Source organism: Streptomyces sp. NBC_00236, from assembly GCF_036195045.1.
Classification (GTDB): domain Bacteria; phylum Actinomycetota; class Actinomycetes; order Streptomycetales; family Streptomycetaceae; genus Streptomyces.
Genome location: NZ_CP108100.1, coordinates 1,653,740 through 1,673,546 on the forward strand (window position 1 = coordinate 1,653,740; position 19,807 = coordinate 1,673,546).

The 19,807-nt window shown below is 71.0% G+C and carries 18 protein-coding genes and 1 pseudogene; 12 read left to right on the plus strand and 7 right to left on the minus strand.

Annotated elements, in window-relative coordinates; genetic code table 11:
• Positions 1-24: 24 nt before the first annotated feature.
• From OG446_RS07265 to OG446_RS07280, 4 genes are all read left to right on the plus strand, one after another.
• Complete coding sequence (locus OG446_RS07265) at positions 25-423, plus strand: ectoine synthase (protein WP_148015956.1); 399 nt, start codon at positions 25-27, stop codon at positions 421-423.
• Positions 424-429: 6 nt separating this feature from the next.
• Positions 430-1,323: an ectoine hydroxylase gene (gene thpD, locus OG446_RS07270; protein WP_328893237.1), complete on the plus strand. Its 894-nt coding sequence runs from the start codon at positions 430-432 to the stop codon at positions 1,321-1,323.
• A gap of 301 nt (positions 1,324-1,624) precedes the next feature.
• Positions 1,625-1,855 carry a hypothetical protein gene (locus OG446_RS07275; RefSeq protein ID WP_328893238.1) on the plus strand — a complete coding sequence of 77 codons (231 nt, stop codon included), beginning with the start codon at positions 1,625-1,627 and terminating at the stop codon, positions 1,853-1,855.
• A gap of 112 nt (positions 1,856-1,967) precedes the next feature.
• Positions 1,968-2,978, plus strand: a complete 1,011-nt coding sequence (locus OG446_RS07280) for a VOC family protein (protein WP_328893239.1) — start codon at positions 1,968-1,970, stop codon at positions 2,976-2,978.
• Positions 2,979-2,994: 16 nt separating this feature from the next.
• Here the strand turns inward: OG446_RS07280 and OG446_RS07285 are convergent, their stop codons facing one another.
• Complete coding sequence (locus OG446_RS07285; protein WP_328893240.1) at positions 2,995-3,447, minus strand: winged helix-turn-helix transcriptional regulator; 453 nt, start codon at positions 3,445-3,447, stop codon at positions 2,995-2,997.
• Positions 3,448-3,561: 114 nt separating this feature from the next.
• Here OG446_RS07285 and OG446_RS07290 point away from each other — a divergent pair, with 114 nt between their 5' ends.
• Positions 3,562-4,833 carry an MFS transporter gene (locus OG446_RS07290; RefSeq protein ID WP_328893241.1) on the plus strand — a complete coding sequence of 424 codons (1,272 nt, stop codon included), beginning with the start codon at positions 3,562-3,564 and terminating at the stop codon, positions 4,831-4,833.
• A gap of 49 nt (positions 4,834-4,882) precedes the next feature.
• Here the strand turns inward: OG446_RS07290 and OG446_RS07295 are convergent, their stop codons facing one another.
• Together OG446_RS07295 and OG446_RS07300 are read right to left on the minus strand one after the other, a co-directional pair.
• The gene (locus tag OG446_RS07295; RefSeq protein WP_328893242.1) at positions 4,883-6,451 is read right to left on the minus strand and encodes a glycoside hydrolase family 53 protein; all 1,569 of its coding nucleotides are present in this window, start codon (positions 6,449-6,451) and stop codon (positions 4,883-4,885) included.
• Between the two features lie 58 nt (positions 6,452-6,509).
• Positions 6,510-8,555 carry a beta-galactosidase gene (locus OG446_RS07300; RefSeq protein WP_328893243.1) on the minus strand — a complete coding sequence of 682 codons (2,046 nt, stop codon included), beginning with the start codon at positions 8,553-8,555 and terminating at the stop codon, positions 6,510-6,512.
• 181 nt (positions 8,556-8,736) lie between these two features.
• Between OG446_RS07300 and OG446_RS07305 the strand changes: the two genes are divergently transcribed.
• Genes OG446_RS07305 through OG446_RS07320 form a run of 4 tightly spaced genes read left to right on the plus strand, consistent with a single transcriptional unit; the run spans position 8,737 to position 12,918 of the window.
• Complete coding sequence (locus tag OG446_RS07305; protein ID WP_328893244.1) at positions 8,737-10,056, plus strand: extracellular solute-binding protein; 1,320 nt, start codon at positions 8,737-8,739, stop codon at positions 10,054-10,056.
• Positions 10,053-10,979 (plus strand): carbohydrate ABC transporter permease, encoded by a 927-nt coding sequence (locus OG446_RS07310; RefSeq protein WP_328893245.1) that lies wholly within the window; start codon positions 10,053-10,055, stop codon positions 10,977-10,979. Before OG446_RS07305 ends, OG446_RS07310 begins: the two co-directional genes overlap by 4 nt.
• On the plus strand, positions 10,976-11,842 hold the full coding sequence (locus tag OG446_RS07315) for a carbohydrate ABC transporter permease (RefSeq protein WP_328893246.1): 867 nt from the start codon (positions 10,976-10,978) through the stop codon (positions 11,840-11,842). Before OG446_RS07310 ends, OG446_RS07315 begins: the two co-directional genes overlap by 4 nt.
• A gap of 41 nt (positions 11,843-11,883) precedes the next feature.
• Entirely contained in the window at positions 11,884-12,918 is a 1,035-nt protein-coding gene (locus OG446_RS07320; RefSeq protein ID WP_328893247.1) for a LacI family DNA-binding transcriptional regulator, read from the plus strand.
• A gap of 25 nt (positions 12,919-12,943) precedes the next feature.
• On the opposite strand, the gene OG446_RS07325 is transcribed toward OG446_RS07320, so the two are convergent.
• On the minus strand, positions 12,944-14,014 hold the full coding sequence (locus tag OG446_RS07325) for an alkene reductase (protein WP_328893248.1): 1,071 nt from the start codon (positions 14,012-14,014) through the stop codon (positions 12,944-12,946).
• A gap of 168 nt (positions 14,015-14,182) precedes the next feature.
• Here OG446_RS07325 and OG446_RS07330 point away from each other — a divergent pair, with 168 nt between their 5' ends.
• On the plus strand, positions 14,183-14,668 hold the full coding sequence (locus OG446_RS07330) for a MarR family winged helix-turn-helix transcriptional regulator (protein WP_328893249.1): 486 nt from the start codon (positions 14,183-14,185) through the stop codon (positions 14,666-14,668).
• Between the two features lie 204 nt (positions 14,669-14,872).
• Here OG446_RS07330 and OG446_RS07335 read toward each other — a convergent pair whose 3' ends face one another.
• From OG446_RS07335 to OG446_RS07345, 3 genes are all read right to left on the minus strand, one after another.
• On the minus strand, positions 14,873-15,934 hold the full coding sequence (locus OG446_RS07335; RefSeq protein ID WP_328893250.1) for an aminotransferase class V-fold PLP-dependent enzyme: 1,062 nt from the start codon (positions 15,932-15,934) through the stop codon (positions 14,873-14,875).
• 90 nt (positions 15,935-16,024) lie between these two features.
• On the minus strand, positions 16,025-16,744 hold the full coding sequence (locus OG446_RS07340; RefSeq protein WP_328893251.1) for a DsbA family oxidoreductase: 720 nt from the start codon (positions 16,742-16,744) through the stop codon (positions 16,025-16,027).
• Positions 16,745-16,885: 141 nt separating this feature from the next.
• Positions 16,886-17,605, minus strand: a complete 720-nt coding sequence (locus tag OG446_RS07345; RefSeq protein ID WP_328893252.1) for an Imm52 family immunity protein — start codon at positions 17,603-17,605, stop codon at positions 16,886-16,888.
• 72 nt (positions 17,606-17,677) lie between these two features.
• On the opposite strand from OG446_RS07345, the pseudogene OG446_RS07350 reads away from it, so the two are divergent.
• Positions 17,678-18,315: pseudogene (locus tag OG446_RS07350) on the plus strand (zinc-binding dehydrogenase); the annotation flags it as partial.
• 79 nt (positions 18,316-18,394) lie between these two features.
• Positions 18,395-19,669 carry a DUF1266 domain-containing protein gene (locus tag OG446_RS07355; RefSeq protein ID WP_328893253.1) on the plus strand — a complete coding sequence of 425 codons (1,275 nt, stop codon included), beginning with the start codon at positions 18,395-18,397 and terminating at the stop codon, positions 19,667-19,669.
• The last annotated feature ends 138 nt before the right edge of the window (positions 19,670-19,807 follow it).

The window sequence follows — 19,807 nt, forward strand, 5'->3', positions numbered from 1 at the left end:
TAGAGAGAAAGGCACTGACCCACCGTGATCGTCCGATCGTTCAGTGACATCGAGAACACCGACCGGCATGTGAAGGCCGCCTCAGGCACCTGGGAGAGCAAGCGCATCCTGCTCGCCAAGGAGAAGGTCGGCTTCTCGCTCCACGAGACCACGATGTACGCGGGTACCGAGACGTCGATGTGGTACGCCAACCACATCGAGGCGGTCCTGTGCGTCGAGGGCGAGGCCGAGCTCACCAATGACGAGACCGGTGAGAAGCACTGGATCACGCCCGGCACGATGTACCTGCTCAACGGCCATGAGCACCACACCATGCGCCCGAAGACGGACTTCCGTTGCGTCTGTGTCTTCAACCCGCCCGTCACCGGACGGGAGGAGCACGACGAGAACGGTGTCTACCCACTGCTGACCGAGGAGGGCTGAACCACCATGACCACTGATGTACGCGCCGACCTGTACCCCTCGCGCGGCGCCGCCGAGATGACCACTCCGCGCCAGGACCCGGTCATCTGGTCCGCGCCGGGCGCGCCGGGTCCGGTCGCCGCCAAGGAGCTCCAGGGCTTCGAGCGCGACGGCTTCCTCACCGTCGACCAGCTGATCACCCCGGACGAGGTGGCCGGCTACCACGCCGAGCTGGAGCGGCTGATCGCCGATCCGGCGGTGCGGGCCGACGAGCGCTCGATCATCGAGCCGAAGTCGGACTCCGTACGGTCGGTCTTCGAGGTCCACCGGCTCAGCGAGGTCTTCGCCCGGCTCGTCAGCGACGAGCGCGTGGTGGGCCGGGCCCGTCAGATCCTGGGCTCGGACGTGTACGTCCACCAGTCGAGGATCAACGTGAAGCCGGGCTTCGGGGCTTCGGGTTTCTACTGGCACTCGGACTTCGAGACCTGGCACGCCGAGGACGGACTGCCGAACATGCGGACCGTGTCCGTGTCGATCGCGCTGACCGAGAACTACGACACCAACGGCGGGCTGATGATCATGCCCGGTTCGCACAAGTCGTTCCTCGGCTGCGCGGGCGAGACGCCGAAGGACAACTACAAGAAGTCCCTTCAGATGCAGGACGCCGGCACCCCGTCGGACGAGGCGCTGACGAAGATGGCCGACCGGCACGGCATCAGGCTCTTCACGGGCAAGGCCGGTTCGGCGACCTGGTTCGACTGCAACGCGATGCACGGGTCGGGCGACAACATCACCCCGTACGCGCGCAGCAACGTCTTCATCGTGTTCAACAGTGTGGAGAACACGGCACAGGAGCCGTTCGCGGCTCCGATCCGCCGCCCGGAGTTCATCGGGGCGCGCGACTTCACGCCGGTGAAGTAGGGGCGTACGACAGCTGGTCGGGGCGGGACGCGGCGATGCGTCCCGCCCCTTGGGCTTGCCCTCGACCCGCCGCGAATCCGCTGGGCCCACCCTCGTGGACCGCGCTAGGATCAAGAAATTTCCGGAGCGGGGGCAGCATGGTGCGACGGGTCAGCCAACGTGAACACCTTCGGCGGGTGTCCGAACGACGGCGAGCCGCAGGAAGGCCGGAAGCCGACCGGAACTCGGCGCGCACGGTGATCGCGGGAGGCCCTACTTCACCCGTCAGTCACAGGTCCTCAAGGCGGGAGAGGGTTTCGTCATGGCCGTCGAGGCGAAACTCCTGGGCAGGGAGTACGTCGAATACCACCTGAAGGTGAACTACCTTGACAAAAAGGGCAGTCAGCATTCTCTCGTCGTGAACGAGCCAGGTACCGGCGTCGGCGTCTTCCGGGTTTCCGGCAGCCTCGACGACAAGGAGTACACCGACTTCTGGGGAGCGGACGAGAGCGGGCAGGGGCGGCGGCTGTACAGCCGGGAGGAAAGGGAGTGACCGGGCCGCGGGCCGGCTCCCGGTGGTGCGCAAGGGATCCGGATCGACGCGGATGCCCCCGGCGCTTCAACTCGTTGGACCTCCGCACGGGTAAGCGGCGACAGTGACCCCCATGACTTCACACGTACACCACGTCACCATCGACTGCGCCGACGCCTACAAGCTCGGCGCGTTCTGGGCGGAGGTGCTGGGTTCCTCCCTCGCCGACGACGACTTCCCCGGCGATCCCGAGGCTCTGGTCGAGACCCCCGATGCCGCCCTGCTGTTCGTCACCGTGCCCGAACCGAAGAGCGTCAAGAACCGCATCCACCTCGACATCCAGCCGGAGGACCGCACCCGTGACGAGGAGGTCGAGCGGCTGCTCGGCCTCGGCGCCACGCTGGTCGCCGACCGCCGCAGGCCGGACGGGCGGGGCTGGGCGACCCTGGCCGATCCGGAGGGCAACGAGTTCTGTGTGGAGTGCGGTGCGCGTGAGCGGGCGCGGCTGACCGGGAAGCGGCTGCCGGTCACCGCGGACGACGTGACATCGGCGGTGAGCCTGGCGGTGGACACGCTCGCGGGCTCGCCGGCCGAGGACTGGCGCATTCCCGCGGGCACGCTCACCTGGGACTGCTGGGAGACCGTGGAGCACCTGAGCGACGACCTCTTCGCGTACGCCGTCCAGCTCGGCCCGCGCAGGCCCCCGTTGGAGACCGAGGTTCCCTATCGCTGGGCTCCGGAGCGTGAGGGCGGCCCCTGGAACGCGATCTTCGCGGACCCTGAGGCGGGAACCGCGGGGCTGCTCCAGACCCTGGAGGCGAGCGGCGCCCTGCTGTCCGCGATGGTGCGGACGGCCTCCCCCGATGTCCGCTCGTACCACTCCTACGGCGTCTCGGACCCGGAGGGGTTCGCCGCGATGGGCATCGTGGAGACCCTCGTGCACACCCACGACATCGCCCAGGGCCTCGGCGTCACCTGGACGCCGCCCGCCGACCTGTGCGACCGGGTGCTGGCCCGGCTCTTCCCCGACGCCCCGGCCGACGAGGACCGGTGGACCGTCCTGCTCTGGTCCACCGGCCGCGCGGACCTGCCGGGCCGCGAGCGCGTCACGTCATGGAAGTGGCACGGGGCCCCGCTGGCCTGAGGGCCGCCCCCCAGGATCACCGGGGGGAGACCTTGTGGACGGTGGTGTCCTCGGGGTTCAGCCGCCGCCCGTCCGCCGCCCGGACCTCCAGCGCGCGCAGACGCTGTCCCTGCCGGCGGTCGAGCAACTGCGAGTGCGGTTCGTCCGGGGCGAAGAAGTTCTGCTCCCCCCATTGCCGCAGCGCCACGATGACGGGGAAGAGCGCTTCGCCCTTCGGAGTCAGTACGTACTCCCGGTAGGCGCTGCCGTCCGAAGCGGGGACGGATTCGAGGACACCGCCGGCGACCAGGGCGCGCAGGCGTGCGGTGAGGATGTTCTTCGCCACGCCGAGGCTGCGCTGGAACTCCCCGAAGCGCCGACTCCCGTCGAAGGCGTCCCGCACGATCAGAAGAGACCACCAGTCGCCGATCGCGTCCACCGACCGCGCGACGGGGCAGTCGCTGTCGTCGAAACGCGTCCTTGTCACCATGCCGTCCTCCACATCCACGCCGGCAGATCCACATTGGTTGCAAGATGCTACCAATAAAAGCTACGGTCCCTTCTGGTAGCAAGATGAAACCAGGTGCGCGGCGGAGGGATGCTGATGCTCAACGACTGTGAGGATGCGACACCAACGCGGATCGCGGACCGCGGCGGTGCAGGCAGTGCGGGCTCCGGGTTCGTCCTGTCCCGCGGCGTCACACTGCTGTTCGCCGTCGCCTGTGGAACCTCGGTGGCGAACGTCTACTTCGCCCAGCCGCTCCTGGTGACCGTGGGCCACGACCTGGGCATGAGCCCGGCACTCGTCGGCAGCGTCGTCACGCTGACGCATGTCGGATACGGGCTGGGGCTGTTCTTCCTCGTACCGCTGGGCGACGTGGCCGACCGCAGACGGCTCGTCGTGGCCCAACTGCTCCTCCTGGTGGCGGCGCTGGCCGTGGTCGCCACCTCCCGCACCGCGGCGGTTCTGCTCGCGGGCATGGCCGGGACAGGACTGCTCGCAGTGGTCACGCAGACGCTGGTGGCCTTCGCCGCGGCCCTGACCGCGCCCGCCCGGCGCGGACGCGTCGTCGGCACGGTGACCAGCGGCGTGGTCGTCGGGATCCTGCTCGCCCGCACCGCATCGGGTGTGCTGGCCGATCTCGCGGGCTGGCGCTCCGTCTACCTCGCCTCGGCGGCGCTCACCGCGCTGCTCGCCCTGGTCCTGCACCGCGTGCTGCCGCGCGACAACGCCGCCCAGCCGGCGTCCCTGCGCTACGGACAGCTCCTGCGCTCCACGGTCACCCTGTTCGCTCGGGAACGGCTCCTGCGGCTCCGCGCCCTGCTCGGCCTCCTCGTCTTCACGGCGTTCAGCACGTTGTGGAGCAGCATCGCCCTGCCGCTCAGCGAGCCCCCGTACTCCTTCTCCCACACCGCGATCGGCGCGCTGGGCCTGGTCGGAGCGGCCGGCGCCCTGGCGGCGGCCTGGGCGGGCCGCCTCAACGACCGCGGACTCTCCCGACAGACCACCGGCATCGCCCTGGCGCTGCTCGCCGCCTCGTGGCTGCCCCTGGCCTTCACCCGCAGTTCGCTCTGGGTCCTGGGCGTCGGCGTGATCCTCCTCGACCTCGCCGTACAGGCCGTCCATGTCACCAACCAGACCCTGATCCACGCGCTGCATCCGGACGCGGGCAGCCGGTTGATCGGCGGATACATGGTCTTCTACTCGATCGGCAGCGCGACCGGCGCGATCGCCGCGACCTCCCTCTACACGGCGGCCGGCTGGGGTGCCGTGTGCGCGCTGGGCGCCACGGCCAGCTGCCTCGCGCTCGCACTCTGGGCGCTCACGCGAGACAGCGTCCCGGACCCGGCATACCAGGACCTTCCCCGCCCGTGAACCCCGGCCGGTCAGCGTCGAAGTGACCGGGCACACCTCCGTCGAAGGGCTACCGGTGGGAGAACCAGCTCGCCGCCGGAAGCAGCCTGCTGTCGTAGCCGAACAGTGCCTGGTTCTCCCAGGCGTTGCCGGAGGCGGGGTCGGCCGGGTCCCAGCCGCTGCCGCTGACGGCGGTCCACGCCGGCTCCCAGTACACGGCGCCGAGGCCCCTGCCGCCGGGGACCGCCTCGACGACGTTCATCACGTCACGGAGGTTGGCCGCCTGGCCGGCCGGGGTGGCCGGGTAGCCGCTGACGAGCTGGCCCGCGGTGGCGATGTTGTTCTCCAGGCCGTCGGCGTCGGCCAGCGTGTGCGCGTACGCCGTCTCGGCGACCAGGACCGGCTTCCCGTAGCGGGCTGCCGCGTCGTCGAGGTTGGCCTGGAGGTCGCTCAGCGGCCCGTGCCAGTACCCGTAGTACGAGAGCGCGATGACGTCGAAGGGCACGCCGTACGCGACGGCGTTGTCGAACCACCAGCGGGTGCCGGCCTTGTCGCCGCCCTTGGCGAGGTGCAGGGCCACCTTCGTACCGGAGGAGACGGCCTTCGCCGCGTTCGCTCCGGAGGTGAGCAGCCCGGCGAGCTGGGACCAGTTGTCGGTGGAACCCTCGGGCCAGAGCATTCCGGCGTTGGTCTCGTTGCCTATCTGGACCATGTCGGCGGTGGTGCCCTGGGCCTTGAGGGCGCTCAGCACGTCGTACGTGTGGTTGTACACGTCCGTGCGCAGCTGCGCGTAGCCGTGGCCGGACCAGGCGGCGGGCTTGTTCTGCTTGCCGGGGTCGGCCCAGGCGTCGGAGTAGTGGAAGTCGACGAGGGTCTTCATGCCGAGGGCCTTGGCGCGTTTGGCCATGGCCAGGACGTGGGCCTTGTCGTTGAAGCCGTCGGCCGGGTTCACCCACACCTTGAGGCGGACGTAGTTCATCCCGGCGGACTTCAGGAGGCTCATCGCGTCGCCGGTGGTGCCGCTCGCGCTGCGGTAGACGGCGCCGTGCGCCTCGTTCTTCGGGAGGGTGGAGAGGTCACCGCCCTTCACGGTGAGCCCGGTGGCGCCGCGGGTGAAGGCGATGTCGTCGAAGTTGGCCCACTCCCCCGCGTGGGCGTCCGAGTTCAGGCTGATCGTGCAGGAACCGCCGGTGACCCTGACCGAGGTGACGAGGCGGATCCAGCCGCCGTTCGCGGTGGGCGGCAGGTCGGTGCGCTGTTCGGCGCTGCCGCAGTTGCGCAGGGCGAGGTACGCGGAGTTCTGGCCGCCGCCCGACCTGACCCAGGCGCTCAGGGTGTACGTGCCGTCGGTGAGGCCGGTGAGGTACTGGTACGTCTCCACCTTGTAGGCGGAGGCGGACCAGTGGCTGAGCCGGGTGCTGCCGCTGTGGCCGCCGGCCTCGGTGAAGGAGGCGGCGTTCTGCCCGCCCGCCGAGTAGGTCGACCAGCCGGTGCTGCCCGATTCGAATCCGGTGTTGGCGGGGGCGGTGGCGGCCGTGGCCGCGTGGGCGGGGAGGGTGGGGAGCGCTGCCAGCAGGAGGCCGGACAGCGAGGCCGCCAGCACCCCCGCTCTCTTCTTGCCGTGCGTCGCTGCGTACATCGTCGATGTCCCTTCGACCGTTGCGCGGGAGGTGCAGGGGGAAGCGGGTCGTGCGTCCTCAGCTGTCGAGCCGGACCACACGGACGGCACCTGCCGGGACGGCGAGGTGGCCCGTGGCCGGTTCTCCGGTGAGGAGTTCGGTGCCGGGGGCGTCGAGCGGCACCTTGGTGTCACCCCCGGTGTGGTTGATGACGAAGAGGTACGTGCCGGCGTCGCCGGTGCGGGTGACGACCTCGACGTCGTACGGGATCCCGGTACGCGGCGCGATGCGGGCGTCCTCGCAGGCCCGGTCCAGCACGGCGTCCAGGTCTGCGCCGGTCAGCCGGGTGGAGACGTACCAGGCGGTGCCCTCGCCGAGACGGTGGCGGGTGACGGCGGGCCGGCCGGCCGGGATGCCGTCGGCGTAGGACCACATGGTCTCGGCGCCGCGCGGGATCACCACGTCCGACCAGAGGTCACCCGTCAGCTCCGGCCCCTCGGGTGCGCCCTCGGGGGTGATCAGGCGGACCGTGCCGCCCTCGGCGAGCGGGGAGAACTCCTCGACCGTCAGCCCCAGGACGTCCCTGAGCGCGCCCGGGTACGGGCCGGGGTGCACGGCGTCGTCGGCGTCGACGATGCCGGAGAAGTACGAGACGACGAGTGTGCCACCGCCCTCCACGTACCGGCGGAGATTGCGGCCGGACTCCTCGGTGGCGAGGTAGAGGGCCGGGACGACGACCAGCGGGTAGCGGGACAGGTCTGCGTCGGGGTGGGCGAAGTCGACGGTGAGGTGCCGGTCGAAGAGCGAGGCGTAGAAGGTGTCGGCGCGCTCGCGTGCGTCGTGGTCCTGGCTCGGGCGCCACTCCAGGGACTGCGCCCACCAGGACTGCCAGTCCCAGACCATGGCGACGTCGGCGACGGTCCGGGTGGTGCGGATCCCGTTCAGCAGGCCCAGGTCGGCGCCCAGCCGGGAGACCTCGCGCCAGATCCGGGAGTCCGTGCCGGCGTGCGGGAGCATCGCCGAGTGGAACTTCTCCGCGCCGCGCAGGGACTGGCGCCACTGGAAGAACATCGCACCCTCGGAACCGCGGGCGACGTGGGCGAGGCTGTTGCGGGCCATCTCGCCGGGGCGCTTGGCGGGGTTGCGGGGCTGCCAGTTGACGCCGCCGGCGGAGTGTTCCAGGAGCAGCCAGGGCGCGCCGCCCGCGACCGAGCGGGTGAGGTCGGCTGCCATGGCGAGGTTGACGTGGGTGCGGCGGCCGTCGGTGATCAGGTAGTGGTCGTTGGTGACGAGGTCGACCTCGCGGCCCCAGGCCCAGTAGTCCACCGAGTCGCACTGGCTGAGCGCGGTCATGAAGTTGGTGGTGACGGGGATGCCGGGGGCGAGCCGGTGCAGGAGGTCGCGTTCGGCGCAGAAGTTCTCGCGCATGGTGGCGTCGGCGAAGCGGGCGTAGTCGAGCTGCTGGGCCGGGTTGCCGACGGTGGGGGTGGTGCGGGGCGGGTCGATCTCGTCGAGACCGCGGTAGCGCTGACCCCAGAAGGCGGTGCCCCAGGCCTCGTTGACGGCCTCGACGGATCCGTGTCGGGCGGTGAGCCAGCGGCGGAAGTGGGCGGCGCAGTTGTCGCAGTAGCAGGCGCTGACCGGGACGCCGTACTCGTTGTGGACGTGCCACAGGGCGAGGGCCGGGTGGTTCGCGTACCGGCGGGCCAGCTGTTCGGTGATGTTCGCCGCGGCAGCCCGGTAGTCCGGGTTGCTGTGGCAGATCGCGCCGCGTGATCCGAAGGCGTACCGAACGCCTTCCCGGCTGACGGGAAGCGCCTCGGGGTGGGCGCGGTAGAACCAGGCGGGCGGGGCGACGGTGGGGGTGCCGAGGTCCGCGCGGATGCCGTTGACGTGCAGCAGGTCCAGGAGCCGGTCGAGCCAGCCGAAGTCGTACGCGCCGGGCTCGGGCTCCAGGAGGGCCCAGGAGAAGATCCCGACGCTGACCATGGTGACGCCGGCCTCCCGCATGAGGCGCATGTCCTCGTGCCAGACCTCCTCGGGCCACTGCTCGGGGTTGTAGTCGCCGCCGAAGGCCAGCTGGTGCAGACCCTGCGGGGCAGTCGCGCGAGGGGTGTGCGGCATGGGCGTCTCCTGGGCTCTTTGGTACAACTTCTGGGAACGTGCACACACACTCTCGGTGGCGCAGGCCCAACATAACCGCACAGCATCAACCATTGACAAGTGTCGGTTTCGTTTCTCTACTGTGAACGCTCACAGCGCACATCAGGCGCTGCACCCTCGCTTCTCGTCAGGGGAGACCTCCATGAAGTACCGCATCGTCGCGGCGTCCGCAGCCGCCTCGCTCGCCGCCACCGCACTGCTCACGGGCTGCGGCTCGTCGGACGACGGCAGCGGCGACGGCCCGGCCGCCTCCGGCCCCGTATCGCTCACCTACTGGGCCTGGGCCCCCGGCCTGGACAAGGTCGCGGACCTCTGGAACAAGGGCGAGGGCAAGAAGGCCGGCATCACGGTCACCGTGAAGAAGCAGGCCTCGGGCGACGACCTGGTCACCAAGATCATCACCGCGGCGAAGGCGCACAAGGCACCCGACCTGGTGCAGGCCGAGTACCAGGCGCTCCCCACCCTGGTCTCCAACGACGTGCTGGCCGACATATCCAAGGAGGCGGGCGACGCCGAGGGGAAGTTCGCCGACGGTGTCTGGCAGCAGGCGACGCTGGGCTCGGACGCCCTGTACGCGCTGCCGCAGGACTCCGGCCCGCTGATGTTCTACTACCGCCAGGACCTGTTCAAGCAGTACGGCCTGTCCGTGCCCACCACCTGGGACGAGTTCGCCGAGACCGCCCGGGCGCTGAAGGAAAAGGCGCCGGACAAGGACCTCACCACGTTCTCCTCCAACGACTCCGGCCTCTTCGCGGGCCTCGCCCAGCAGGCCGGTGCCCAGTGGTGGACCACCTCCGGCGACAAGTGGAAGGTCGCGATCGACGACCCGGCCACACAGAAGGTCGCAGGCTTCTGGGGCGGCCTGGTCAAGGAGGGCGCCATCGACAACCAGCCGATGTACACCCCGGCCTGGAACAAGGCGCTCAACACCGGCAAGCAGATCGCCTGGGTCAGCGCGGTCTGGGCGCCGGGCACCCTGACCACCGCCGCCCCCGACACCGCGGGCAAGTGGGCCATGGCCCCGCTCCCCCAGTGGACGTCCGGCGAGAGCGTGACGGGAAGCTGGGGCGGCTCCTCCACCGCCGTCACCAACGACTCGAAGCACAAGGAGGCCGCCGCCACCTTCGCCAAGTGGCTGAACACCGACTCCACGGCCCTCGCCGCGCTGGTGAAGGAGAGCGGGATCTACCCCGCCGCCACGGCCGCCCAGACCGGTGGCGCGCTCGCGAAGCCGCCGGCCTACTTCGCCAACCAGCCGGACTTCTACACCGAGGCCGCGAAGATCGCCAAGGGCACCGCCCCGGCCGCCTGGGGCCCGAACGTGAACGTCGCGTACACCGCCTTCAAGGACAACTTCGCCGAGGCCGCCAAGAGCAGGTCCGCCTTCGCGCCGGCCCTGACCGCGATGCAGGACGCCACCGTCGCCGACCTGAAGAAGCAGGGCTTCGGAGTCTCCGAGTGACACGCGCACGCCGCCGGAAGCCGTACGGGGTCAAGAGCGCCCCGTACGCCTTCCTGATCCCCGCCACGGTGCTGTTCCTGCTCTTCTTCGCCCTGCCCATCGGCTACGCGCTCCACCTCAGCTTCCGCCGGACCGAGGTCAGCGGACTGGGCCTCGGCAAGGGGGCCCGCAAGGAGATCTGGGCCGGGTTCGCCAACTACACCGACGCGCTCTCCGACTCCGAACTGCTCCACGGCGCGCTGCGCATCCTCGGCTACGGCGCGATCGTCGTCCCCGTGATGCTGGGGCTCGCCCTGCTCTTCGCCCTGCTCCTGGACACCGAACGGCTCCGGCTGCGCGGCTTCACCCGGCTGGCGATCTTCCTCCCGTACGCGATCCCGGGCGTCGTCGCCGCCCTGATGTGGGGCTTCCTCTACCTGCCCGACGTCAGTCCGTTCTACTTCCTGCTGGACAAGGCGGGTCTGCCGCAGCCGGATCTGCTCGACGGCGGACCGCTCTACCTCGCGCTCGCCAACATCGCGGTCTGGGGCGGCACCGGCTTCAACATGATCGTGATCTACACCTCGCTGCGGGCGATCCCCGCCGAGATCTTCGAGGCGGCACGGCTCGACGGCTGCTCCCAGTTGCAGATCGCGCTCAGGATCAAGATCCCGATGGTGGCGCCGTCCCTGGTGCTGACGTTCTTCTTCTCGATCATCGCGACCCTCCAGGTGTTCAACGAGCCGACGACGCTGAAACCGCTCACCAACTCCCTCTCCACCACCTGGAGTCCGCTGATGAAGGTCTACCAGGACGCCTTCGTCAACAACGACATCTACGCGGCGGCCGCCCAGGCGGTCATCATCGCCGTCGCCACCCTGGCCCTGTCCTTCGGCTTCCTCAAGGCGGCCAACTCCCGTACGAAGCAGGGGGCCTCCCAGTGACCACGCCGCAACTCGGACCCCTGACCGCGGCCCCCCGCCGGTTCGCCCTCGTCCCCACCGCCGCCCTGCTGCTCGGCGCGCTCTACTGTCTGCTGCCCGTCGCCTGGATCCTGGTCGCCTCGACCAAGTCCGGCAGCGAACTCTTCTCCACCTTCACCTTCCTGCCCGGTTCGGGTTTCGCGGACAACGTCGCCGACCTGTCCGCGTACCGGGACGGCGTCTACTGGAAGTGGATGGCCAACTCGGCCCTCTACGCCGGGGTGGGCGCACTGCTGTCCACGGCGGTCTCCGCCGTCTCGGGGTACGCGCTGGCCATGTACCGCTTCCGCGGCAGGGAGAGCATCTTCAACATCCTGCTGGCGGGGGTTCTGATGCCGCCGGTGATCCTGGCGGTGCCGCAGTACCTGCTGATGGCGAAGGCCGACCTGACCGACTCCTACCTGTCGGTGATGCTGCCGGTGATCCTCTCCCCGTACGGGGTGTACCTCGCCCGGATCTACGCGGCGGCCGCCGTGCCGGGCGATGTGATCGAGGCCGGCCGGATGGACGGCGGCGGGGAGTGGCGGATCTTCCGGACCATCGCCCTGCCGATGATGGTGCCGGGCCTGGTGACCGTCTTCCTCTTCCAGTTCGTCGCGATCTGGAACAACTTCCTGCTGCCGTACATCATGCTCGGCGACGACGAGAAGTTCCCGGTCACGCTGGGCCTCTTCACCCTGCTCCAGCAGGGTTCCACCACTCCGGCCCTCTATACGCTGGTGATCACGGGGGCGCTGCTGGCCATCGTCCCGCTGATCGCCCTGTTCCTGGTCATCCAGCGGTTCTGGAGCCTCGACCTGCTCTCCGGGGCCGTAAAGTCCTGACGGGCCCCGCCAGGACGTCACTTGATGAAAGATCATGCACCATGAGCCGCACAGAACAGACCGGTACGGGACGCCGACGGCCACCGACGATCCATGACGTGGCGCGGGAGGCCGGGGTCTCCCGGGGTACGGTCTCCCGGGTGCTGAACGGCGGTCACAACGTCAGTCCGGCCGCGCTGGACGCGGTCAACTCCGCCATCCGCAAGACCGGTTACACGGTGAACCGGCACGCCAGGTCACTGATCACGGGCCGCTCCGACTCGGTGGCGTTCCTGCTCACCGAGCCGCAGGAGCGGTTCTTCGAGGACCCGAACTTCAATGTGCTGCTGCGCGGCTGCACGAGCGCGCTCGCCGCGCACGACATCCCGCTGCTGCTGATGATCGCGGGTACGGAGGCGGAGCGCCGCCGGAACATGCGCTACATCGCCGGCCATGTGGACGGGGTCCTGCTGGTCTCCAGCCACTCGGGCGACCCGGTCGCCGCCCAGCTGCACGAGGCGGGCGTCCCCCTGGTCGCCTGCGGGAAGCCGCTCGGGCAGAAGTCGAAGGTCAGCTATGTGGCGGCCGACGACCGGGACGGCGCCCGGGACATGGTGCGTTTCCTGTACGAGTCGGGGCGCCGCCGGATCGGTACGGTCAGCGGCCCGCTGGACACCCCGGGCGGTGTGGAGCGGCTCGCGGGCTACCGCGAGATGCTGGCCGACTGCGGACTGCCCGCGGACGACTCACTGATCGTGCCCGGCGACTACAGCCGGGCGGGCGGCGAGGCGGCCGCCGGGCTGCTGCTGGAACGGGCACCCGACCTGGACGCGGTGTTCGTCGCCTCGGACCTGATGGCCCAGGGCGTGCTCGCCGCTCTGGAGAAGGCCGGGCGCAGGGTGCCGCAGGACGTCGCGGTGGGCGGGTTCGACGACTCCCCCGCGGCGCTCGCCTCCCGGCCGGCGCTGACGACGATCCGTCAGCCCTGGGACCGGATCAGCGCCGAGATGGTACGGGTGCTGCTGGCGCAGATCGGTGGGGAGGACCCGGCCGCGGTGATCCTGCCCACGGAGCTGGTCCGCCGCGAGTCGGCGTGAGAGCGGCGGCCGGCCCGCCGGTTCGTCAGGCCCCGAGCACGGGGTAGTCCGTGTACCCGCGGTGGTCGCCCCCGTAGAAGGTGGTGGCATCCGGGGTGTTGAAGGGGCCGCCCGCGCGCAGCCGCTCGGGCAGGTCCGGGTTGGCCAGGAACAGCACGCCGTACGAGACGACGTCGGCCACTCCCTCCTCGATCAGGGCGAGCGCGTCGGGTCCGGTCGGGCCCTCGCTCGCCGGGTTGAGGACGAGGATCCCGTTGAACTGCTTGCGCAGGGACTCGGTCAGCTCACGGTCGCCGGCCGCGCCCTCGACGACGTGCAGATAGGCGAGCCCGAGCGGCTCGATCGCCTGGACCAGCGCGCTGTACGTGGCCTCGGGCGCGGGCTCGTCGATGTCGTTGTACGTGTTGCCGGGCGAGAGGCGGATCGCGGTGCGGGCGGCACCGATCTCGGCGGCGACGGCGCGCACGGTCTCCAGGGCGAACCGGATCCGGCCCTCCACGGAGCCGCCCCACGCGTCGGTGCGGAGGTTGGAGTTGGGCGCCAGGAACTGGTGGATCAGGTATCCGTTGGCGCCGTGCAGCTCCACCCCGTCGAAGCCCGCGTCCACGGCATTGCGTGCCGCGCTGACGAAGTCGGCGATCGTCGCCCGGATCTCGGCGTCGGTGAGCTCGCGCGGGGTGACGAAGTCCTTCGGGCCCTCATGGGTGAACACCTGCCCGGTGGCCGCGACCGCGGAGGCGCCGACGGGGACGAGCCCGTCGGGCAGCAGGACCGGGTGGCCGATGCGGCCGGTGTGCATGACCTGCGCGAATATCCTGCCGCCCCGGGCGTGCACGGCGTCGGTCACCTTGCGCCAGGCGGCGACCTGCGCGGCGCTGTGCAGCCCCGGGGTGCTCGGGTAACCCTGGCCGACGGCCGACGGCTGGATGCCCTCGGTGATGAGGAGCCCGGCCGAGGCGCGCTGGGCGTAGTACTCCACGGTCAGTTCGCCCGGCGCCCCGCCCTCGCCCGCCCGGCTGCGGGTCATCGGCGCCAGGGCGATGCGGTTGGCGAGCGGGGTGCCGGCCAGGTCGAGCGCATCGAATGCGGTGGTCATGAGAAGCCCCCAGAGAGAGATATATGGCCGGCCAACCAAAACTATGTGGTCGACCAAGCATCTGCGACGCGTGCCACTGTAGCGCATTACTTGGCCGACCAAGGTAAAGTTGCGGGACACCGCGCCCGGCGGCCGCGGAGCCGCCCGCACCACCAGAGGAGCCCCCCGATGACCTCCGATCCCGCCTGTACCGAGCTGCCCAGCGCCGCACGCGGCGGCCCGGTCAGCCATGCCGTGTCCCGGGTCGCCCGGCTCCACCGGATCGCGGCGGGCAAGCTGCTCAAGGGGGCGGACCTCTACCCCGGCCAGGAGTTCCTGATGATGTACCTCTGGGATGCGGGGGCGGTCCGGCAGTCCGAGGTGATCAAGGCCGTCGACCTGGACCCGTCCACCGTCACCAAGATGCTCCAGCGCCTGGAGCAGTCCGGACACGTCCGCCGCAGCCCCGACCCGGCCGACCGCAGGGCCGTCCTGGTCGAGGCCACCGAGAACAGCTGCGCACTGCTCTCCGAGGTGGAACGGGCCTGGACGAATCTGGAGGAGCACACCCTCGCGGGACTGGACACCGGGGAGCGCGAGGAGCTGGCCAGGCTGCTGGCCCGGGTCGAGGAGAACCTCTGCCGGGAGACGGCGGACTGCCCGGAGAACCTCTGACGGCCTCAGCCGGGAGACGGCCGGACAACCGAACCGCCGCCGGCCCCTGCCGGGAGACACCCCGAGAACCACTGACGGCCTGAGCCGGCAGACGGCCGGACAACCGAACCGCCGCCAGCCCCTGCCGGGAGACACCCCGAGAACCACTGACGGCCTGAGCCGGCAGACGGGCGGACCGCCCGGAGAACCACTGACCGCCCGGGATCAGCCGCCGAGCACGTCCAGCGCACGGTCCACATCGGCCTCGGTGTTGTACAGGTGGAAGGCCGCGCGCAGATTGCCGGCCCGGTCGGACACCATCACCCCGGCACGCTCCAGGTCCGCGGCCCGGTCGCCGAGCCCGGGCGCGCCGACGACGGCCGTCGCCCCCGGCACCGGCTTGTGGCCCAGCCCCTCCAGCCCCTCCCGGAACCGGGCCGCCAGCCCGGTGGCGTGGTCGTGGAGGGCGTCGACGCCGATCTCGTTCAGCAGCGCGAGGGAGTGCTCGGCGCCGTGATACGGAAGGAACGCGGGAGGTTCGTCGTAGCGTCGGGCGTCGGGGGCGAGCGTCGCGACCGGTTCGTACAGGCTGTTCCACGAGTCCGCGGCAGCGACCCACCCCGCGAAGACCGGCGGCAGCGACCGCTGCGCGTCCTCGGTGACCGTGAGGAAGGACGTGCCCCGCGGGCAGAGCAGGAACTTGAAACCGCCGGTGACCGTGTAGTCGTACGCCCCCGCGTCCAGCGGCAGCCAGCCCGCGGACTGGGTGGCGTCCAGCAGCGTACGGGCCCCATGGGCGGCGGCCGCGGCCCGCACCGCGTCCAGGGCGGCGAGCCGGCCGTCGGCGGACTGCACCGCGGAGAGGGCGACGAGCGCGGTCTCGGGCCGCACCGCGTCGGCCAGCTCCGCCAGCGGTGCGTACCGCATCCGGAGGTCACCACGGACCGCGAACGGGCTGGTGACCGAGCTGAACTCCCCCTCGGGCGCCAGGACTTCGGACCCAGCCGGCAGCGAGCAGGCGATCAGACCCACATGGACGGCGACCGAGCTGCCGACCGCGACCCGGCCGGCGTCGACCCCGGCGAGCCGCGCGAAGCCGGCCCTGGCCCGGTCCACCGCGCCGAAGTCGCCGGCACCGGCCCTGCGACCGGTGGCGTTCTCCTCGGCGAGCGCCTTCACGGCGTCGACGGTACGGCGGGGCAGCAGCCCGCAGGAGGAGGTGTCGAGGTAGGCGGTCTCCGGCGCGAACTCGGCGGCCACCGCACGGCTGAGCGAAGACATCATCATGGGCCCAGCCTGAATGCCCCTTAACTCATAGTCAATCACCAAGAGTTAAGGGGTCCACCCAAGGGAACCTTATGGGTGCAGCTCACAGGCTCAGGCCGCGCCGCCGGCCTGCGGAACCTCGCACGCCCCGTCGGCGTCGCAGGCCGCCGCGTCCCCGCCGATCGCGGTCAGCGGGCGGTCCTTCCACGCCTGCTCCAGCGCCTGGGCGAAGACCTCGGCGGGCTGGCCGCCGGAGATGCCGTAGCGCCGGTCCAGCACGAAGAACGGCACCGCGTTGGCGCCCAGTTCGGACGCCTCCCGCTCGTCGGCCCGCACCTCGGCCGCGTACGCCTCGGGATCGGCGAGCACCGCGCGCGCCTCGTCCACGTCGAGACCGGCCTCGACGGCCAGGTCGACCAGCACCCCGTCGTCGTAGACGGAACGCTCCTCGGCGAAGTTCGCCCGGTAGGCCAGGCTCAGCAGCTCGTCCTGACGGCCGCGGGCCTTGGCCAGGTGCAGCAGCCGGTGGATGTCGAAGGTGCTGCCGTGGTCACGGCCCTCGGCCCGGTAGCCGAGCCCTTCGGCCTGCGCGTTGGCCGCGACGTTCGCCTCCATGGAGCGCGCCTCCTCGGGGGTGCGCCCGTACTTCTGCGCCAGCATGTCGATCACCAGCGCGGTGTCGCCCTTGGCGCGCCCGGGGTCGAGCTCGAAGGAGCGGTGGACCACCTCGACCTCGTCGCGGTGGGCGAACCCTGCCAGGCCCTTCTCGAAGCGGGCCTTGCCGATGTAGCACCACGGGCAGGCGATGTCGCTCCAGATCTCGACGCGCATGACTCTTCTTCTCTCCAGGCTCTCGTGCGGCTGCTCCCGCAGCGCGGAGGGGCCCTCCGCTCAGTGGGGAACGCGGACGGGGTACCGGCCATTCCCGGGCCGCCGCCCCGCCCCGTACGGCCGGGCGCACCCGGCGCCCCCTCACAGGCAGGTGCGGTTCATCGGACGGGGCAGAGGCTCCAGCGCGCCGGCGTCGCGCAGGCGCACATAGGCATCCACGACGGCCTCGATGTCCCCGGGCGGCGCGATGTCGAGGAGCACACCCGCTCCGCGCAGCTCCTCGGCTGCCACGCCCACCCCGGCGGGCGCCAGCGCCGCACGCCTCGCGGAGAGGTAGCCGAGCCGGCCCACGCTCACATGGGAGAGCGTGTAGTCGAAACCGGCCCGGTCCTCCAGGGTGTCGAGCAGTTCGTCATCGGTCGCCTCACCGAAGTCCGGCTCCCAGATGTCCGCGATCAGCGCGAGGAGCGCGGCTTCGGGGACCTCGGCGTCGTCCGGGGAGGCGACCTTCAGCACGACGGCCTGGGTCACGTACTCCGACTCCCCGCCGCCGCGCCCGGAGATACTGATCTCCCAGCCCTGCTCGCCCCCGCTCGACAGGCTCAGTCCGGCGCCGTCCGAGGTCTGCGGGGAGTCGTGATCCTCCTGCAGCGCGGCTGCCAGATCTGCCTCGTCGGGCCTGAGCTCCGTGGGGCGGCCGGAGGTGTGGTGCCGGGTCCAGGTCCACGGCTGCCCCGTGGGCGCGCAGGAGGCTGCCGTAAGAAGCGCGGGCAGCGCGTGCAGCATCGCCTTCCAGCGTCCTGCCAGCTCCTGGGGTGTCTCCTTCCGGGGACCCCAGAAGACCCGCACCACACGTTCCATGCCCTGCCTCCACCGTGGTGAGCCGTCGCAAGTCGGTCTGCGTGTCGCTGGGTCAGCCCGCCTGGTGACGGTATCGGTGATCCGCATCCGATGGGGCACGAGCACGTCGGCTACGTCGAGGAGGCCGGCATCGGGGTCACCTCGGTCAGGCCCGGCCAGTTCGTCGTCGGCCCGTTCGCCACCTCGAACAACACCTGCCCGAACTGTCGGCACGGCTTCCAGTCCAACGGCCTGCACCGTGAGTTCATGAGCACCTGCCAGGCCGACTACGTGCGTATCCCCAACGCGCAGGGCACCCTGGTCGCCACGGACGGGCATCCGGGCGAGGAATTCCGGCCCAGGCTGCTGGCGGTCTCCGACGTGATGGGCACCGGCTGGTGGGCCGCCGACGCCGCCGAGGTCAAGCCCGACTCCACCGCGGTCGTCGTCGGTGACGGCGCCGTCGGCCTGTGCGGGGTGATCGCGGCCAAGGAAATGGGTGCGGAGCGGATCATCGCGCCACGTCCCGGCACGAATCCCGGCAGAAGCTCGCCCGCGAGTTCGGCGCCACCGACATCGTCTCCGAGCGCGGAGACGAAGGCATCGCCCGGATCAAGGACCTCACCGGCGGCATCGGCGCCGACAGCGTCCTGGAGTGCGTCGGGACCGCCCAGTCCATGCAGCAGGCCCTGCACTCCGCACGCTCCTGTGGTCGCTCGGCCCGCGCCGGCACGAAGCCCGGTGGCTGGAGCCCGCCGCCCGAAGGGTCCGGCACGCCGACCGGGCCGGGCCACCCCTTAAGGTTTGCCCATGGGTTTGACAGCTGGTCACGACGGAAGAGCCCTGCCCGGTCCGACGGCCCCAGCCCAGGGCTGGCAGGCGCCGAGCGCGGTCGAGCGGGGGCTGTACGAGGCGAAGGCGCGCGGCGACTGGCCCGCGTACTACGACCTCGTCGCCCGGGCCGACCTGTACATGATGCAGTCCCGGGCGTACGCCGACGCGAACCCGGGCAACACCCGATTCCACCCCTACTGGAGCCCGCAGACCCAGACCATGTGCCTGGCCGTCTACACCGGCGGCATGCTGCCGCCGCCCGTCGCCGACCCGGTCTACAACTGCTACGACCTGGGCTGGTTCGCGGAGGCCTGGCACCAGAACGACCCGCCCTACCTCGTCGTCAACCCCGGCAGCCCCTGCGAGGGCGTCCTGCCGGCCGGGCCGGAGGGACGCGCCCTGTGGCAGCGCCACTCCGCCCCTGTCGAACGGCCGGGGCTGGCCCGGGACGCCGTCCACACCCTGGAGACGGGCGGGCCGCGCAGCGGTCCCGTCGCCTTCGGTCTCGCGGCCGGTGCGCACATCAACGTGCGCAACGGGCACTACTGGAACTCGATGGCCTACCACGGCAGCGGCTACCGCATCGAGAAGCGCACGCTGGAACGCTGGTGGGACGTCCGCACCCGCGAGGACTGGCAGGACACTCAGGAACGGCTGCTGAGCGCCGGGATGGTCAGCGGCGTCTGGGAGTTCGTCCTGCAACTGCGCCGCTCCATGGCCCTGGACTTCGCGGGCCCCATCGACGTCGACCACTGGCGTCAGGCCGCGGCGAAGGTGGTGCGCCGGCGCACCGAGGCCGCCACCGAACCCTGCCTGACCGCGGACGGCGTCACCCAGGGCCGCACCGTCACCGCCGCGGAGCTGGAGGGTCAAGTGACGAGCGTGCAGCGGCTGATCGGCCGCATCGCCCGCTACGAGGCGCGGTTCCGCGCCGACGGCCTGCTCCCCGAAGGGGGCTTCGTCCGGAGCGTCGAGGCCTGGGACTACGGCCGGGCTTCCGGCATGGCCCGCTGGGGCCTCGCCGCCCGCCTGTGCTCCCTGCAGGAGGCGGAGGCGGCCGTGGTCCGCGCCGGCCGTCTCGTCCAGGTCAACTACCGCTCGTGGGAGGACTTCTCGGCCGCCTACATTCTTGGCCGCTGCCTCCACTTCGACGAGGAGGAGTTCGGCGAGTGGTACGAGACAGCCCTCGCGACCCACCGCGCCCTGACCGGCGACCCGGCCGGCCCGTGGCGCACGCTGCCCTGGACCTGAGGTGTGCGGGCGGGTCATGGCGGGGCAGGTTTCGTTCCCGCCCCGGACCGCTCACGGATTCCGTCCGGGCCGGGGCCCGCTGACGCGCCGAGGACGCCGGACACGCGGGTCTCGTCCCGCCACGCCGCTCGGCCCCGT